General features: G+C 69.7%; 9 protein-coding genes. 8 read left to right on the plus strand and 1 reads right to left on the minus strand.

Annotation, left to right across the window (positions count from 1 at the left end):
• Window positions 1-260: 260 nt before the first annotated feature.
• Entirely contained in the window at window positions 261-1,451 is a 1,191-nt protein-coding gene (locus tag V5F75_RS18510; RefSeq protein ID WP_394035434.1) for a CobW family GTP-binding protein, read from the minus strand.
• Between the two features lie 456 nt (window positions 1,452-1,907).
• Between V5F75_RS18510 and V5F75_RS18515 the strand changes: the two genes are divergently transcribed.
• The 8 genes from V5F75_RS18515 to V5F75_RS18550 all read left to right on the plus strand — a co-directional run bounded on the left by V5F75_RS18515 (window position 1,908) and on the right by V5F75_RS18550 (window position 15,419).
• The gene (locus tag V5F75_RS18515) at window positions 1,908-3,926 is read left to right on the plus strand and encodes a sigma-54-dependent Fis family transcriptional regulator (RefSeq protein ID WP_394035436.1); all 2,019 of its coding nucleotides are present in this window, start codon (window positions 1,908-1,910) and stop codon (window positions 3,924-3,926) included.
• 400 nt (window positions 3,927-4,326) lie between these two features.
• Entirely contained in the window at window positions 4,327-6,258 is a 1,932-nt protein-coding gene (locus V5F75_RS18520; RefSeq protein ID WP_394035438.1) for a hydantoinase/oxoprolinase family protein, read from the plus strand.
• Window positions 6,259-6,274: 16 nt separating this feature from the next.
• A complete protein-coding gene (locus V5F75_RS18525) occupies window positions 6,275-6,661 on the plus strand; it encodes an acetone carboxylase subunit gamma (protein WP_394035440.1) in 387 nt (128 codons plus the stop codon).
• Between the two features lie 102 nt (window positions 6,662-6,763).
• Entirely contained in the window at window positions 6,764-8,920 is a 2,157-nt protein-coding gene (locus V5F75_RS18530) for a hydantoinase/oxoprolinase family protein (protein ID WP_394035442.1), read from the plus strand.
• A gap of 77 nt (window positions 8,921-8,997) precedes the next feature.
• Complete coding sequence (locus V5F75_RS18535; RefSeq protein WP_394035444.1) at window positions 8,998-11,274, plus strand: hydantoinase B/oxoprolinase family protein; 2,277 nt, start codon at window positions 8,998-9,000, stop codon at window positions 11,272-11,274.
• Window positions 11,271-12,113 carry a hypothetical protein gene (locus V5F75_RS18540; RefSeq protein WP_394035446.1) on the plus strand — a complete coding sequence of 281 codons (843 nt, stop codon included), beginning with the start codon at window positions 11,271-11,273 and terminating at the stop codon, window positions 12,111-12,113. The genes V5F75_RS18535 and V5F75_RS18540 overlap by 4 nt, the downstream gene beginning before the upstream one ends.
• Before the next feature lie 71 nt (window positions 12,114-12,184).
• Complete coding sequence (locus tag V5F75_RS18545; protein ID WP_394035448.1) at window positions 12,185-13,072, plus strand: transporter; 888 nt, start codon at window positions 12,185-12,187, stop codon at window positions 13,070-13,072.
• Between the two features lie 814 nt (window positions 13,073-13,886).
• Entirely contained in the window at window positions 13,887-15,419 is a 1,533-nt protein-coding gene (locus V5F75_RS18550; RefSeq protein WP_394035450.1) for a multicopper oxidase family protein, read from the plus strand.
• Window positions 15,420-15,596: the final 177 nt, after the last annotated feature.

Consider the following 15,596-nt stretch of genomic DNA (forward strand, 5'->3'; position numbering starts at 1 on the left):
AGGGCGCGGAAAAGGATCATCATGCGGTTCGCGAAGCGGAGCATGTCGTTCAATGGCTCGAAAATCGCCGGCCTGTCAAGCAGCGCGAACCGGGGACTGCACAAAAGAATTCCCCCGTGACACTGTATCCGGAAGCCCGATCTTCTCGTTCACGAAGAAGAAGGATGAAGACTCGCGATGATGTTACTGTCCTGCCGGAACATCCCGCCACCGGCAGAACCGGCGCGCCCGACGACACGCGGCGCCGCTCCGGTTTCGGCTCAGGCCGGAACGGGACGGCGGGCGGCGGGGCGCAGGGGCTGGACCCGCCAGCCCTCGGTCTCGAAGCCGCCGCGTCCGGCCTGGGGCATCCGGGCGCCGAGCCAGCAGCGGGTCGGCAGCAGCGGCGTGGTGGCGGCGGCGCGCAGGGCGGCGCCGTCATCCGGCAGCGCATCGAGCCGCCGGCGGATGTCCGCCTCCCCTTCCTCCGGCAGGTGCCGGGTGATGAACACCAGCCGCCCGCGCATGTCGAAGCGGCCGCGGTCGAGACGGCCCGTGTGCCCCGGCCAGCGCGGCAGGCGCACCACCGGATAGGCGACGCGGCCCACCGCCTGCACCACCGCCGGCCCGGCCAGCCCCGCCACGTTCATCAGCCCCTTCAGGCGCAGGATGCGGTCGCCGTGGTCCGCCAGCACGCCGCCGAGGGCCACGCAGAACCCCTTCCAGGGCACCGGCCGGCCAAAATGGAGGGTGAAGCTGGCGACGCCTCCCTCGTGTTGCGCCGCCGGCGCCTCCTCGGTGCCGAGCCACGCCCCGAGCCGCGCCGCCCGATCCGAGGGCGCATAGACACCGGCGCCCGCCACCCAGCCCGTGGCGATGGCGCCGTGCGATGCCGTCATGCGCGGCGCGGCGGGATTGAGCGCGGCAAGGCGCGCCTCCAGCGCCTCGCGCGCGGATCGGCCGGCGAGATCCGGCTTGGAAATCACGATGCGGTCGGCCAGGGCCACCTGCCGGCGCGCCTCCTCATGGGCGTCGAGCTGGGCCGCGCCCAGGCCCGCGTCCACCACCGTCACCACGCCATCGCAGCGGAAGCGGGCGGCGACGAAGCGCTCCTCCATCAGCGTCCACACCACGGGCACGGGGTCGGCGAGGCCGGTGGTCTCGATCACCACCCGGCGCACATGCGGGAGCTGGCGGCGGGAGAGCTTCTCGTGCAGCTCCTTCAGGGCGGCCACCAGGTCGCCGCGCACGGCGCAGCAGATGCAACCGGATTCGAGCACCACCGTGGTCTCGCCCACATGCTGCACCAGGTGCTGGTCGATGCCGATGGCGCCGAGCTCGTTGATGAGCACCGCCGTGCCGGCGAAGGCGTCCTGCTGCAGCAGATGGTTGAGCAGCGTCGTCTTGCCGGCGCCGAGAAAGCCGGTGAGCAGGGTCACGGGAATGCGCGCGTCGAGGGCGGGGTCGGTCATGGCGTTCCTCCGTCCGGGCCTTCGCCCGGTGCTTTGCCGGCGGGCGCAGCAACCGGCGTGCCACGGCGCCGAAGGCGGGCCCCGACAACCGCGCGCACCGGGAGCGTTCGATTTTCAGCCGGCCGGGTTCGAAAATCGGCCACCCCGTCAATCGCCGGACGCAAGGGCATGGCGCGCCCCGGAAACCTGAAAGTTCCCGCCCGCGCCCCGATGCGCGCTGGCACGATCGATGCTAGGCTTTCACATTCGCCACCGCGCGGACGCCTCAACGGCGCCGCGACGGAACGTCCGCACACCGGCCCGCAGCCTGGGCCCGCGGCTTGGGAACGCACGCCTGGACCCGTGCAGCCGCGCACGACACACGCCAAAGCCCGCCCCAGGAAGCCAGACTCGAGATCTGTCCCGGGCGGCACGCCCGTCCCGCCACGCGGGAGCGGCGCAGGGGGAGGAAAGACAATGCCTTTCTCAAGGCCCGGACAGCGTTTCTCGGTGCCCGAGAACGACCAGAAGATCATGACGTCGTGGGAGCGTTTCCTCGGCGGCGACCCGGAGGGCTCCGACGCCCTGCGCCGCCTCGTGGACGATTCCTGGCGCCGCTGCCTCTCCGGCAGCGTGGACCCGCGACGCGACCAGGCCCCGCCGCCCATGCGGGAGGACAGCCTCTATTCCCTGCGCGACCGGTGCGGCGACCTCCTGGAGGCCAGCGCGCCGGTGATGGCCTCCGCGCGGGAGTTCCTCGCGGAAACCGGAACGGTGATGGTGCTCACCAACGATGCCGGCGTCATCCTGAACCTGGAGGGCGACCAGCGCCTGCGCAGCGCGGCGGAGAACATCCACCTGCTCTCCGGCGCCACCTGGAGCGAGATGGCCTGCGGCACCAACGCCATCGGCACCGCCATCGCGGTCGGCCAGCCCGTGCAGATCCATTCGGCCGAGCATTTCTGCTCGGGCATCAAGCGCTGGTCCTGCTCCGCCGACGTCATCCGCGATCCCTATGACGGCTCCATCCTCGGCGTGGTGGACGTGTCCGGCCTCTCGGACACCTTCAACCGGCACAGCCTGGCCCTGGTGGTGGCCACCGCCGGACGCATCGAGAACCGGCTCGCGCAGATCGAGATGGACGCGCGCCTGCGGCTGCTGGAACGCTGCATGGAGCGCCTCTCCGGCGGCACCACCGACGGCGTGATCGTGTTCGACCGGCGCGGGCGCGCGGTGAAGGCCAACGGCGCCGCGGACGACGCGTTGATCGACCTGAAGCGGCGCCATGGCGACCTGCCCTCCACCGACATCTCCGCTTTGCGCCTCGACTGGCGCCGGGACGACGAGCTGCCCCGCGGCCTGCCCGCCTGGGTGCGCCGCGAGTGGCTGGAGCCGGTGGTGGCGGATGGCGAGCGGCTCGGCGTGGTGCTCGCCATTCCCGGCCGAGCCGGACCCGCGCCGGCGCGGCGCGCCGCGGAGGCCCCGGCCCCCTCCGGCCCCTTCGGCAGGCTGGTGGGCCGCTCGCCGGCGCTCCGGCAGGCCGTCGCCCGCGCCGAGCAGCTCGCCAAGAGCCGCGCGCCGGTGCTGCTGCTGGGAGAGACCGGCGTGGGCAAGGACGTCTTCGCCCAGGCCCTGCACGCCGCCAGCCCCGGCCGCGACGGCCCGTTCGTGGCCCTGAACTGCGGCGGCCTCTCGCGCGAGCTGCTCTCCAGCGAGCTGTTCGGCTATGCCGAAGGCGCCTTCACCGGCGCCCGGCGCGGCGGCATGATGGGCAAGATCGAAGCCGCCGACGGCGGCAGCCTGTTCCTCGACGAGATCGGCGAGATGCCGAAGGACATGCAGCCACATTTCCTGCGGGTGCTCGAAGCCGGCGAGGTCTACCGCATCGGCGAGACGCGCCCGCGCAAGGTGAACTTCCGCCTCATCGCCGCCACCAACCGGGACCTGCGGCAGGAGATCCAGGCCGGCCAGTTCCGCATGGACCTGTTCTACCGGGTGGCGGTGACCTCCATCACCATTCCCGCCCTGCGCGAGCGTGCCGGCGACATTCCCCTCATCGCGTCGCGGCTGGTGGACGAGCTCGCCCTACGCCAGGGCGTGCCGGCGCGCCCGCTCTCGCCGCGGGTGCTGGAGCTGTTCGCCGCCTACGGCTGGCCCGGCAACGTGCGCGAGCTGCGCAACGTCATCGAGAGCATGCTCCTGATCGGCGAAGGCCCCGAGCTGGGCGAAGCCGACGTGCCGGACGAAATCCGCACGCCGTCCGAGCCGGCCGTCGCGCCGGCGGACGCCGCCTTCGGCCCGCGCCCGCCCGCGCCCGGCCTCAGCGGCATGGAGCATGCGGAACGCGCGGCGCTGATCGGCGCCATGCAGGCCAACCGGGGCAACGTGACGGCGGTGGCGCGCAGCCTCGGCATCGCCAAGAGCACCGTGTACGCCAAGCTGCGCCGCTATGACCTGGAAGGAGCGGTGGACGAGGTCCGCCGCACGCAGATGTAGCACGCCCGCGGCGGGCCATCTGTGCCGTGGCACGCCGCTTGCCAAGTGAAAGCCGCTTTCGATTCCCCCGAAAGACCTCCTCCACGCCGCCGGCCCCAACCGGCGGCGTTCTTTTTTGCGCCGCGCGCCCTTTCGCACCGCGGCAGGAAGCTCCCGCGTCGCACAAGAGCGTCCGGTTTTCGGACGCGTATTCGCAAAGCAGTCGCGCACGCGGAGGAAGATCTCTTCGGCCCGTCTCGAAATAGAGCGGACTCAACGGAAATATTGACCCAGCCCTGAGCCAGACCTCCTGGCACGCGCCTTGCGATCAGAGCGGCGACGCGATCGACCGCCCCGCAACGAGGGCGGGACACGCGGCCGCGCACCGGCACCCCAAAAGAAAAGGGAGGAGACAGCTCGCATGGCTCTGCAGATCAATATCGACAACGGCGGCACATTGACCGACATCTGCATCATGGCGGATGACGTGGTGAAGAAGACCAAGGTCCTCACCACCCCCTACGACCTCAGCAAATGCTTCTTCGAGGGGCTCACCAAGGCATCCGGCGTGCTTTATGGCGCGCCGGACGTGAAACGCCTGCTGGAAGAGCTGGATCTCATCCGCTATTCCACCACGCAGGGCACCAATGCCATCTGCGAGCGCAAGGGACCGCGCCTCGGCCTCATCCTCGATGCCGCCGCCCGCGACCTGCCGAGCCGCCTCGCCGCCCATGACGCCGAGGTGTTCGAGGCCCTGGTGGGCGACCGCATCGTGTTCCTCGACGCCGCCACGATCAACGGCGAGGCGGCCGACGTGGAGGTGGTCAAGGCCATCAACGCCCTCACCGCCACCGGCGCCAACCGGCTGGTGGTGAGCTTCGACGGGCCGGACTTCCTCGCCCTCGAAGACCGCTTCCGCCTCATCGCCCTGCGCAAGTATCCGCGCCACCTGCTGGGCGCGGTGCCGATCCTCTACGGCTCGGACCTCACTACCGACGTGGAAGGGGAGCGGCGCACCTGGACCGCGCTCATCAACTCCTTCCTGCACCCCTCCATGGAGGCGTTCCTCTACAATGCGGAGAACCGGCTGCGCGCCTACCGCACCAAGAACCCGCTGCTGATCTTCCGCAACGACGGCGACGCCTCCCGCGTGGCGAAGACCATCGCCATCAAGACCTACTCCTCCGGCCCGCGCGGCGGCATGGAGGGCATGAAGGCCTTCTCGCGGCGCTACGGCTTCACGGATACCGTCTCCATCGACGTGGGCGGCACCACCACCGACATCGGCCAGTACAAGGACGGCACCGTGGCCGAGGTGCGGCGCGGCCATGTGGAGGGCATCTCGGTGTCCTTCCCCCTGTGCGAGATCCTGAGCGCGGGCGCCGGCGGCTCCTCCATCTTCAAGGTAGTGGAGGGGCGCATCGTCATCGGCCCCGAGAGCGTGGGCGCGGTGCCGGGCCCGGCCTGCTTCGGCCGCGGCGGGCGCGAGGCCACCATCACCGACGCGAGCCTGCTCAGCGGCCTGCTCGACCCCACCTCCTATTTCGGCGGCGGCATGGGGCTCGACCTGGACCGCGCGGCGGCGGCGGTCACCGCCAGCATCGCGACGCCGCTCGGCGCGAGCCTCGACGAGGCGCTGCTGCGCATGGAGTTCGCCTATGAGGAGAAGATCGCGGCGGAGCTGCACCGCTTCACCGCCATCTCGCCGGAGACGGTGATGCTCGCCTTCGGCGGCGCCGGGCCGCTCAACGCCTGCGGCGTGGCCGACAAGGCCGGCATCCGCCGCGTCGCCATCCCGCAGATGGCGGCGGTGTTCTCCGCCTACGGCATCGGCGCCTGCGACATTTCCCAGCGCTACCAGGTGACGATCTCCGATCCCGCGATGCTGGCCGAGACGCTGGCGACGCTGAAGGTGAAGGCCGCCCGCGACATGTTCGCGGAAGGCTGCGCCGAGGGCAGCTACACCCTCGAGGCCCGCCTGGTGGCGGATTTCGGCGACGGGCGCACCGAGACCTTCGTGCTCGGCGACCAGCCGGTGGTGCCGGCCGCCTTCACCGCCGCACGCTCTGTGGAGCTGGAGCTGAAGGCGGTGAAGAGCCTGCGCTCGGCCGCCGAGAAGGCCGCCGCCTTCGCCCCCAAGGCGCCTGCGCCCGCCCATGGCAAGCGCAACGTGCTGATCCGCGGCCACGGCCGCATCGATGTGCCGGTCTATCGCCTCGCCGATCTCGCCGCAGGCCATTTCGCGGCCGGGCCGGCCGTATTGGAGGAAGACTATTTCACCTGCCGCGTCCCCGAGGGCTGGCAGTTCGTCATCAGCGATGCGGGAGACATCCTGCTGAGCCGGAAGGATTGAGAGAATGAAAGTCGCGATGACCGAGTATCTCCGCATCGACCTTGGATCGGAGAAATGGGAATGCCGGGTGTGCGATCACGAGATCGCGCCCGCGCGCGGGAACTACAAGGAAGGACTGCTCGTCCACGATCGTGATCCCACCGAGATCCATCCCCCGATCATCGATCCCGAGAAGTACCGCTTCACCTTCAGCCCGGACCCGGAGTGGGTGCGCATTCTCGAATACTGCTGCCCGCATTGCGGCACGCAGGTGGAGACCGAATACGCCGTTCCCGGCCACCCCCCGCTCTACGACATGGAAGTGGACGTCGACGCCCTGAAGGCCCAGTGGGCCGCGCGGGGCGAAGCGGCCGCGCCTTACGCCGGCCCGGCGGTCGCCCGCGAGGACGGCCACGGCCACTGAACAATCCTCCCCCTCCCCGACGGGAGGGGGAGCAGCCCTTCGCGGCGAACACAACAACATCAGCGGCGCCCGGCGCCCACCCCAATGCCTCAGGGAGGAGACATGAAACGCGTTTCCGTCGACATCGGTGGTACCTTCACCGACTGCTTCGTGGTCTGGGACCAGCAGTATATCGAGGCCAAGGCCCTCACCACCCACCACAACCTCGCCATGGGCTTCAACGAAGCGCTGGGCAAGGCGTGCAACGTGCTGGGGCTTCAGCTTGAGGAAATTCTCGGCGCGGTGGACAGCGTGCGCTACGCCACCACCCTCGGCACCAACGCCCTCATCGAGCACAAGGGCCCGCGCATCGGCATGCTGGTGACCGCCGGCTATGAGGCGACCGTGCCGCTGAGCCGCGCCCGCGGCTATGGCGAGGGGCTCGACAACCTCGGCCAGCAGGACATGCCCAACGCCAAGCGGCCCGATCCGCTGGTGGAGGCCCACATGATCCGCGGCATCCGCGAGCGGGTGGACTTCCAGGGCAAGCTGGTGATGCCTCTCGACGAGGAGGACGTGCGCGTCCAGATCCGCGAGCTGGTCAATCGCGGCGCCCAGATCATCGTGGTGGCGCTGGTGAACGCGGTGGTGAACCCCGCCCACGAGCAGCGGATCGAGGAAATCCTGCTGGAGGAATACCCCTCCCACCTGCTCGGCGCCATTCCGGTCATCCTCTCCCACCAGGTGGCGGGGCGAAAGGGCGAATACGTGCGCGCCACCTCCGCCATCGTGGATGGCTACCTGCACGCCACCATGTACCACGCGCTCTCGGCGCTGGAGCAGAACCTCAGGGCCCATCGCTACGAGAAGCCCATGCTGGTGATCCACAATTCCGGCGGCATGGCGCAGCTCAACTCCACCGACGCGCTGCAGACCATCCATTCCGGCCCGGTCTCCGGCATCGGCGCCTCCGAGCACCTCGCCATGCTCACCGGCCTCGGCAACGTGGTGGCCACCGACATGGGCGGCACCAGCTACGACATCGGCATCGTGGTGGAAGGCGGCGTGAAGCATTACGACTTCAACCCCGTCATCGACCGCTGGCTGGTGTCGGTGCCCATGGTGCACCTCGTCACGCTCGGCGCCGGCGGCGGCTCCATCGCCTCCTACGACCGCATGTACAAGACCGTGAAGTGCGGCCCGGAAAGCGCGGGTTCCGATCCCGGCCCCGCCTGCTACGACCGCGGCGGCATGCGCCCCACCGTCACCGACGCCGACCTGCTGCTCGGCTATCTCGATCCGGAGAACTACGCGGGCGGCTCCATTCCGCTCACCCCGCGCCGGGCCAAGGCGGCCATCGAGGACACCTTGTGCGACGAGCTCGATTGCTCGGTGATCGAGGCGGCGCTGCTGATCCGCGAGAAGGTGGACGACAACATGGCCAACGGGCTCTTCACCGAGCTGCGCGCCCGGGGCTACGACCCCAAGGACTTCACCATGCTCGCCTATGGCGGCAACGGCCCGCTGCACTGCTGCGGCATCGCCCAGAACCTCAACATCGACCGCATCCTGGCCCCGCCCCTCTCCTCTGTCTTCTCGGCGGTGGGCGCGGGCAACATGCACCAGCTCCATATCCACGAGCAGTCGCTCTACATGGTGCTGTACGACAGCAACACCCGCGCGCTGTTCGACGACTATGAGCGCTTCAACGCCATCGTCGCCGAGCTGAAGGAGCGCGGCACCCAGGACCTCCTGCGCCAGGGCGTGCCGCTGGCCGACATCCGCCACAATCTGGAGCTGGACATGCGCTACGGCAACCAGCTCGTGCAGACCACGGCGGTGATCGAGAAGCACGAGGTCCACGGGCCGGCGGAGGTGCTCGCCATCATCGCCCAGTTCTCGGCGGACTACGGCAAGCGGTTCGGCGAGGGCTCCCAGGCGCCGGAGGCGGGCATCCGCATCAACACCATCCGCGTGGCCGCCTACGTGCACCACGAGACGGTGCGCTTCGAGGACATCAAGCCGGTGCCCGAGGCCGAGCGCAAGGCGCCGCCGCCGCCCGCCTCCACCCGCGTGTGCCACTTCGTGGGCCAGGACGGGCCGGTGGAGACGCCGGTGTGGAGCCGCGCCTCGATCCTGCCCGGCGTCGCCATCGAGGGGCCGGCCATCGTCGCCTCCGAGGTCACGACCTTCCTGGTCAATCCGGGCTGGACGTTCGTCGCCGCCAGGCAGGGCGCCTCCTGGTTCCTGCGCGCCAAGACGCCCGCGCTCACGCACTGACACCCGGCCCCCCGCCACGGCGGGGGGCAAGCGCCCATCGCGAAACAATCCGCGAAGACAGTCCGGGAGGACACCCCATGAACGACATGAGCAACACCGGCCGCGGCAAGCTGCCCAGCGCCGAGGACGTGGCCCTCGTCCAGAAGTTCCTGAACGACACCACCCTGTTCCTCGGCCCCGATCCCGAGATCATGCAGAACCACGACCTCATGCCGCGCAGCGCGCAGGAGGACGAGGCCATCGCCAAGGTGGCCGACAGCCACATCATCGCCAAGATCCGCGACCGCATCCAGTCCGGCTGCGACGAAGGCTATGAGATGGTGGAGCAGATGGGCGCCGCGCCCGGCGCCAAGTGGGGCGACGTCATCACCGGCGTGTATTCGGCATCCGGCGATCTTGCCATTGCCTCGGCCGGCGGCGTGCTGATCTTCTCGGCGCTGGTGCACCACCCCATCAAGTTCATCATCAAGAACTGGATGAACGACCCCACCGTGGGCGTGCGCGAGGGCGACGGCTTCATCCACAACGACAGCCGCTACGGCAACGTGCACAACACCGACCAGTCCATGATCCTGCCCATCTTCCACGAGGGCAGGCTGGTGTGCTGGGTGGCCTCCACCGTGCACGAGGGCGAGAACGGCGCCATCGAGCCGGGCGGCATGCCCTCCATGGCGGAGAGCCCCTCCGACGAGGGCCTGAAGATGTCGCCCTTCAAGGTGGTCGAGAACTACCAGATCAAGCGCGACATCCTCACCTTCCTGCAGAATTCGGTGCGCGAGCCGAAGCTGCAGTATGAAGACATGAAGGTGAAGCTCTTCGCCTGCCTGCGCATCAAGCAGCGCCTCGAGGAGACGCTGAACACCGATGGCCCCGAGGCCCTCGTCTCCACCCTGCGCCTGACCATGGAGAACGTGCGCGCCGAGGTGAAGCGCCGCGTTTCCGAATGGCCGGACATGACGGTGCGCACCTATATCATCCAGGACTCGACCCTGCGCGAGAACTGCGTGGTCAAGATCAACTGTAAGCTCACCAAGACCGGCGACCGGCTGATCTTCGATTTCCGCGGCTCTTCTCCGGAATTCACCAACCGCGCCACCAATACCATCGTCGCCGGCCTCAAGGGCATGCTGGCCCAGGTGTTCCTGTGCTACGTGTGGCCGGATCTGCCGCGCGGCCAGGCGGCGTTCGCGCCCATCGAGGTCATCACCGACCCGCACTCCATCGTCAACTGCTCCTATGACGCGCCCAACTCCCAGTCGCTGATGTCCATCTTCACGGGCTTCACCGCCGGCCAGCACGCGGTGGCGAAGTTCCTCTACTCCTGCCCGGAGAAGTTCACGAAGGTGCACGCACCCACCTTCAACATGATCAACACCTTCATCTGGGGTGGTGTCTCCCAGCACGGCGAGACGCTGGGCAACCTCTGCGCCGACCTCAACGGCATGGGCGCCGGCGCCACCATCGACCGCGACGGCGAGCACGCCCTCGCCCCCATCTTCGCGACCATGGCCGACATCGGCGAGCAGGAGCTGAACGAGGAAGAAGTGCCCTTCCTGCAGCTCGTGTCCAAGAAGATGACGCGTGATGCCATCGCCCCCGGCAAGTATCGCGGCGGCCAGGGCTACACCATGATGGTGGCCACCAAGGACAGCGAGCAGTGGGGCTTCATGACCACCGCCCAGGGCGCCAAGATCCCGCCGCTCCAGGGCCTGTTCGGCGGCTATGCGTGCGGCACCTATCCGCTCTCCAAGGTGCAGGGCGTGGACGTCTACGAGGTGCTCATGAACACCCCGGAGAAGTTCAAGCACTCCATCGAGGAGATCATGAACGAGCGGCCCTTCGAGGGCGCGAGCTACACCACCCACCACATGGGCATGGGCTTCGAGATCTCGAAGCGCGGCGAGCTGTTCATGATCTCCCAGGGCGCCGGCGCGGGCTATGGCGATCTCCTGGAGCGCGATCCGCGCGGCGTCATCAAGGACATCGAGGAGGGCCTGATCTCCCCGGCGGTGGCGGCGCGCCTCTACAAGGTGGTGTTCGACCCCGAGACCCTCGCCATCGATGACGCCGCGACCGAGGCGGCCCGCGCCGCCGAGCGCAAGGCGCGCATCGCCCGCTCCAGGCCCTATTCCGAGTTCGTGAAGGGCTGGAGCAAGCCCAGGCCCCCGTCCCATCTCCAGTATTTCGGCGCGTGGGGCGACGATGTCTCCGTGCTCTACATGGGCTCGCCGGAAAAGACCCGCGCCGCCGATACCCCGCGCCCCAACTACATGACGCACCCGAAGGACGTGCGCATCGCCGAGCTGGAGGCACGCCTCGCCGCCGTGGGCGCGATGGGAGGCGAGAAGCAATGAGCGTCTGCCTCGCCGATGCCCTGCCCCGGCCTTCCGGGGCGAGCGGGCTGCGCGTATGGCTGAAGTCGTCGGGCTATGCCCGGCGGCTCCTCCTGGGGGGAGATGGCGACCCCTGGGAGAGCGCGGCCGGCTACCTCGCCTTCTTCAACCAGGCCCAGGGCCTGCTGCGCCCCGACGTGGCGGTGGTGGACGTGGGCGACCTCTACCGCTCCTGGCTCGCGCGCCATCCCGCCCTGAAGGCCGAGATGGGCGCGAAGAAGCGCCCCGCCTTCCCCCTGAAGCGCATGCTGGAGGAGGAAGGCCCGCGCCGGCTGCTGAGCGAGGTGGTGGAAGCGGTGGCGGCGAGCCTGCGGGGGCAGGCGCCGCTGGTGCTCGCCCTGCCCGCGCCGCGACGCTGGCTCACGGAAGCGGCGGCCGCCGCCGGCCGCACCGGCATCGAGATCGACGCCGGCCTGATCGAGGATGCGACCATGTACATGGCCGACCTCGTGCGGGCGGTGTCGGGCCATCCCGTCGGCGGGCTGCTGCTGGAGGAGGATGCCAGCGGCGCGGCGGGCGATGCCGGCGCCTACCGGACGCTGGTGAACACCGCCCGGCACTACCGCTGGGGCGTCGCCCTGCGCGGCGCGGCGAATGGCGCGGCGGCGGACTTCGACACCGTCATCTCGCCGGTGCCGGCCGAGGGCGGGGATCTCGCCAGCGGGCTCGATGTCAGCGCCGCGCTTTGGGACGAGGAGCCGCTCGCGCCCCTCGGCGCCGGCCAGTTCTACTTCGCGGAGATCCCCGAGAGCGCCCAGCCGGAGGCGGTGCTGCACCAGCTCGCGCGCCTGCGCGCCTGAAGCGGCCGCGCGGCGCCGGTCGACGGCCGGCGCCGCGGTCACCAATCAAAAAACAAATGACGGGAGGACACATGAGCCGCATCCGGAAGCTTGCGCGCCTTTGGGGGATTCTCGGCCTTCTGGCCGGGCCCCAGGCCGCGCACGCCATCGACATCAATTCCGCCGACTACCTGCCCGCGCCCGCCGGCACCAACCTGCTGCTGTTCTACAGCCAATACGCCACCCGCAGCGAATATGTGAGCGCCTCGGGCACGACGATCTCGCGGGACACGAACCTCGATTCCTACGTGAACATCCTGCGCTACGTGCATTATTTCGATTTCGTAGGGGTGCGGATGGCGGCGCAGGCCTTGCTGCCGGCCGGCACGCTCTACAACGGACGCCTCGATGGGGCAGACCTCGGCTCCGCGGCCGGCGCGGGCGACCCCATCCTCTCCGGCGTGGTCTGGCTCGTGAACAACAAGGCGAGCGAGAGCTACGTTGCCCTCGCCCCCTACCTGTTCGTGCCGCTCGGGCAGTACGATTCCAGCCAGGCGCTGAACATGGGTGAGAACCGCTGGAAGCTGGACCTGCAAGGCGCGTGGTACCAGGGCCTCGGCAACGGCTTCGCCCTGCAGCTCTCCGGCGACGTCATCTGGTACGGCTCCAACACCGAGGCCGGCGGCGGCAACCTGACCCTGACGCAGGACAACACCTATCAGTTCCAGGCGTGGCTCTCCTACGCCTTTGCGCCCACATGGTCGGCGGCCGCCGGATATTCGCGGTTCTGGGGCGGCACCGAGTATCTGGCCGGCGTCGCCACCGGGAACGCCACCGAGCGCGACCAAGTGCGGCTGGAGCTGTCCAAGTTCATCACGCCCACGTTCCAGGCCATGGCGTCGGTGCAGCGCGATTTCAACACTTCGGGCGGGTTCCCGGAGGATTTCCGCGGCTCGCTGCGCCTGATGCAGGTGTTCTGAACACCCCCTCCGCCGCCGCGACCGTGCGCACCGGGCAAGACCTCGTCCGGGGCCGATAGCGAGCGGCGGCGGCGCGGGGGAAGGAGGCGGGAGAAGCCGCATGGCCTCCCGCCTCCGGCCAGATCGCACGAGCTGAAGGCGGCTGCGCGCAGGATGGGCGTGGGATACGGGAAACCCTGACCACGGCCCCGCGAACCTCGCTATCCCCGACATCATGCGGCCCGGCACGCGCGGGCCTGCCCTGTGCCGGGACATCCGCCGCCCTCCCACATGCCCATCATCGTGCTAGCCGCGCGCGGCAGTGAATGGACCGTGGGACTGGACCAGAGGTGGACGACCATCTGGCCAAGCCCATCACCCCCGCGCCTCGCTCGCCCGCATCCACGCCGTGCCGGAGCGGGTGCGAAGCCTGCGCCGAAGGCTTTGCGACGGCGATCGGCTCCCGGCCTGAAACAAACTGATACAGAAGCGATACGCGCGGTGACAACTGCAGCGTTATCAGGCTCCCGTACCGGAGTTGCCAACGGACGGGTCGAGGCATGGGTTTCCCTCAGCGGCGGAAAGCGGGCGCCAGCCCTCGCGCCGACGCGGTCCCGGCGACGGGCGCGCGGATGCACGACCTCGCACTCACCGTGCCAGCCGCCTCGCCGCTCCGAGGCCGCTTCAAGCCCCTCGGCATGAAGGTGGCGGCAGGCGAGATCCTCGCCCGTGCGCACCCGCGCCTCCGCCCAGGCCAAGGACCGAGGCAGCTCCCGGAAACCCGATCCCGCCCCGCTTCGCCTCCCCGGCAGGGAGCGGGCCAAGGAGGCCGACCGTGAACCGACCGCTGATCCAGCCCCACCTCTCCCGCCGCGCCTTTCTCGCCGGTAGCGCCGCCGCCGGCGCCCTCACCTTTTCCGGCGGGTGGAACCGCGCCTTCGCCGCCCCGCTCCTCGCTGTGGAAAGCGTCACCCTCGACGTGAAAGGCAAGGCCGCCAGGGTGTTCGCCGTGAAGGGGCCCTCCGGCGAGGGCATCTTCGCGAAGGAAGGGGAGCGCCTCTCCGGCGCGGTCCTCAACGCCTCGCAGACCCCCGCCGTCATGCACTGGCACGGCCAGATCTTCGCCCCGGCGGACCAGGACCGCGCCCGCCCGAAAGGCGGGGAGCTGGCCCCCGGCGCGAGCGACCATGTGGATTTCCTCCTCACCCCCGGCACCCACTGGATGCACTCCCACACCCTGAGCGAGCAGCAATTGCTCGCCGCCCCCCTTGTCACCCGCGAGGCGGATGCGGGCGACGTGCAGGACGTGGTGGTGATGCTGCACGATTTCTCCTTCCGCAGCCCGGAGGAGATCCTGGCCAGCCTCGGCGGCGCCAACGCGCACGGCGCCCATGGGGGCCACGGCATGGGCCAGCAGATGCAGGGCATGGCGGGAATGGCGATGCCGGGCATGGACCATTCGGGCCACGCCATGGGCGGAACGGGGGCCGCGCCGGGCGGGCAAGACGGCCACATGGCGCACGGCACGGGGGGCGGGGCAAGCGGCGGCATGGGAGGCATGACGGCGCATGCCAACGATGTCGACTACGACGCCTTCCTCGCCAACCGCCGCACCCTCGCCGACCCGGAGGTGGTCACGGTGGAAAAGGGCGGGCGCGTGCGGCTGCGCATCATCAATGGCGGCACCGCCACCGCCTTCTTCATCACCGTACCCGGCCTGAAGCCCCGCTGCGTCGCCGTGGACGGCACGCCCTGCCTCCCGCTGGAGGCGGAGGCATTCCCCCTGGCCCAGGGCCAGCGCATCGACCTTCTCGCGGACATTCCGGCGGGCGGCGGCGCCTTCCCGGTGCTGGCGCAGGTGGAAGCCTCGCCCCGCCGCACCGGCATCATGCTGGCGACCGCGGGCGCGTCCGTCGCCCGCATCGCCGAGGCGGCGGAGCAGCCGCAGGGCCTTCTCGACCTGACTTTCGAAGGGCGCCTCGCCGCCGCCAGGCCGCTCGCGCCGCGCGCGGCCGACAAGGCTTTCCCCATCATGCTCGGCGAAGAGGCCGGCTATCGCTGGACCATCAACGGCCGCACCTATGGCGAGGCGGAGCCGTTTGCCGTCAGCCAGGGCGAGCGGGTGGAGATGACCTTCATGAACCCCACCTCCATGAGCCACCCCATGCATCTGCACGGGCACCATTTCCAGGTGGTGGGCATCGGCGCGCGGCGATTCTCGGGCGCGCTGCGCGACACGGTGATGGTGCCCCCGCACATGCCGGTGACCATCGCTTTCGACGCCGGGCCGAAGGGCGAATGGTTCCTGCATTGCCACCACCTCTACCACATGGCCACCGGCATGATGGCGGTGGTGAAGGTGGCCTGAGCCGAAACGGCGAAACCCCATCACGGACGGGCGACGGCGCGACCGGCGGATCGGTGCCGCCGCCTGCCGCGCAGGGCAATCAGGACGACCGAAAGCCCCTGAGCTCCACTCTCGGACCTCTGGCTAAACCCGCGCGGCGCTTGGACGAAGCTTCACCGGGGCCGATAGTGGAAGGCC

This window comes from Xanthobacter albus (assembly GCF_043194895.2).
Lineage (GTDB): Bacteria > Pseudomonadota > Alphaproteobacteria > Rhizobiales > Xanthobacteraceae > Xanthobacter.